The organism is Arthrobacter sp. 2YAF22_2 (assembly GCF_052114645.1).
In the GTDB taxonomy this organism is placed as follows: Bacteria; Actinomycetota; Actinomycetes; order Actinomycetales; family Micrococcaceae; genus Arthrobacter.
This window is the reverse complement of sequence record NZ_JBFRFD010000522.1, coordinates 1-2470: the sequence shown is the minus strand read 5'-3', so window position 1 is coordinate 2470 and position 2470 is coordinate 1. Positions and strand designations below refer to the sequence as shown.

Annotated in this window: 2 protein-coding genes and 1 pseudogene; 2 read left to right on the top strand and 1 reads right to left on the bottom strand. The window is 70.7% G+C overall.

What is annotated here, in order from left to right; genetic code table 11:
* Positions 1-1266 (top strand): carboxylesterase family protein (locus tag AB4Y86_RS16775; protein ID WP_441403304.1); only part of this gene is annotated, 1266 nt, incomplete at its 5' end.
* 7 nt (positions 1267-1273) lie between these two features.
* Positions 1274-2038 carry a DUF429 domain-containing protein gene (locus AB4Y86_RS16770; RefSeq protein WP_441403303.1) on the top strand — a complete coding sequence of 255 codons (765 nt, stop codon included), beginning with the start codon at positions 1274-1276 and terminating at the stop codon, positions 2036-2038.
* Between the two features lie 32 nt (positions 2039-2070).
* Here the strand turns inward: AB4Y86_RS16770 and AB4Y86_RS16765 are convergent.
* Positions 2071-2470, bottom strand: a pseudogene (locus AB4Y86_RS16765) (phosphoketolase); the annotation flags it as partial.

The following is a 2470-nucleotide window of genomic DNA, read 5'->3' as shown; positions in this document are numbered from 1 at the left end:
GACGTCGTGCGCGCCACGGGTATCCCGTATGCCACCGCGCGCCGCTTCCTGCCGCCCGCGGCCGCGGCGGACTGGACCTCCGAATTTTTGGCCACGGCCCCGGCCCCGGCTTGCCCGCAGGGCCCGGTTCCGTTCCTCGACGACGTCCTGGGCACCAAATACGGGGAGCTTCCGGGCAGCGAGGACTGCCAGAATCTCTCGATCACCATGCCCRGCGACCTCAGGCCCGACGAGAAGCTGCCCGTTATGGTCTGGATCCACGGCGGCTCCTACACCACCGGGTCCGGGGACCTGGCCATCTTCGACCCTGCACGACTGGTGTCCGAGAACCGCGTGGTGGTTGTTTCGGTGACCTACCGCCTGGGCCTGTTCGGGTTCCTGGCCACGCCCGGGGGCCGGCCCGGTAACCTGGGGCTCCTTGACCAGCTGGAAGCCTTCCGGTGGGTGCAGCGGAACATAGCGGCCTTCGGCGGGGACCCGGGCCGGGTGACCGCCTTCGGCCAGTCCGCCGGCGGCGATGCGATCGCCCACCTGATGGCTACCCCGGACGCACCGGGGCTTTTCCGGCGCGCGATCATCCAGAGCGCGCCGCTCGGCATCGCCCGGGGGCGCGCCAAAATGAACCACGCCATGGGAATCGCCGCTGAAACCGTGACGGAGCGGACCCCCGCCATGGAGGTGGTGGCACGCGAGGCGCAGGTAGCCAAGGTGGCGCGGAAGTTCGGGCTGCTCGCCGCAATGCCTTTTGGCACCCAATACGGTCACGAGCCGCTCCCGGAGGGAGGTGCCATCGAGGCTGCCTGGGACCGGTCCGCGCCTGCGATCGACGTGCTGATCGGGCATACAACTGAGGAAGCCCGGTTGTTCCTCCCCCGCAGCCCGTGGCTCATGCAGTTGGCGGCGGTTCCGCTGGTGGGCGCTGCCGCCGTCCGCGCCATCGACTGGGTGGTGACTGAAACCGTGTACGGCCGGGCTACCCGCCGCTTCGCCCGCYGGCACGCCAAGGCAGGCGGACGGGCCCACCGGTACGTCATGGACTGGCGCGCCCCCGGCAATATCTTCGGCGCCGCCCACACCATTGACTTGCCCCTGCTGCTCGGCAACCGCAAGACCTGGGACGGCGTGGGCCTGATCGACGGCGCCCGCTGGGAGGACGTGGACATGACCGGCCGGTCCGTGCGGGCCCTGTGGGCCGCTTTTGCGCGGGGCGATGACCTTGGCGAAGCGGGCGCCGTTGACAATGCGCTGCAGTACAGGCGGGTCTGAGCCCGTCGTGAGGACCCTCGGCGTCGATCTCGCGGCCGCCACCAAGAAGACCGCGGCGGCCGTGCTCGAATGGGGCGACGGCGGCGCGCGGCTGGTGGAGGTGTTCCTCGGCGTCGACGACGGCGAAATCGTCAGGCTCTTCGGCGCCAGCGATATGACCGGAATCGACTGCCCGGTCGGTTGGCCGGACGCGTTCCTGCCCTTCCTCGCCGGCCACCTTGCCGGCGATCCGCACCCGGTGCTGGACCATGACGGCATCGAGGGGCGCCGGCTGCTGGCCTACCGGGACACCGACCGCTTCGTCACTGCCCGGACCGGGCTGATTCCGCTCAGCGTCGCCGCGGACCGGCTGGCGCACCCGGCGATGCGCTGCGCCGTCATCCAGGCCAAAATAGCGCAGCAGCACGGTCCGCAGGCCAGGGACGGCAGCGACCGGTTCGCCGAGGTTTATCCGGCCGCGTCCCTGAGGTCCTGGGGTCTGCTGGCCCGCGGCTACAAGGGCCGCGGCGGCGCCGAAACGGAGCGGCTGGACGGAATCCTGGCCGGGCTGCAGCGTGCCGCGCCCTGGCTGGACCTGGCCGGACACGAAGCTGAGCTGGCCGGCTCCGATGACATGTTCGACGCCGTGATCGCCTCCCTCACCGCGCGGGCCGTAGCCCTCGGCGACACCCTTAGCCCCGACCCGGGGCACGCCCGGGCGGCCCGCAGCGAAGGCTGGATCCATCTGCCCACCGGCGGGCTGGACGCGCTCAATCGCGGCGGCCGGCCGTAATCACCGGCCCTGACCCGGCCCGCTACTGACGGCTACTTCAGCGTCAGGGCCCAGCCGCTGATTTCCGGCGCGTCCTCGCCGTTCGCCCGGGTGTAGTTGTGCGCCCGGATGCGCAGGTCCTGCAGCGACTGGCGCAGCAGCGAGTGCCGCTCCGCCAGCCCCGGGACCCGGTCGATCGCGTCGATGGCGAGCTGGTAGCGGTCGATCCCGTTGAGCATGGCCATGTCGAACGGCGTCGTGGTGGTGCCTTCCTCCTTGTAGCCGCGCACGTGCAGGCCTGCCTGGTTGGTGCGGCGGTACGCCAGCCGGTGGATCAGTGCAGGGTAGCCGTGGTATGCGAAAATAATCGGCTTGTCCGGCGTGAAGATGGCGTCGAAGTCCCGTGAAGTGAGGCCGTGCGGGTGCTCGGCGGCGTCCTGCAGCCGCATCAGG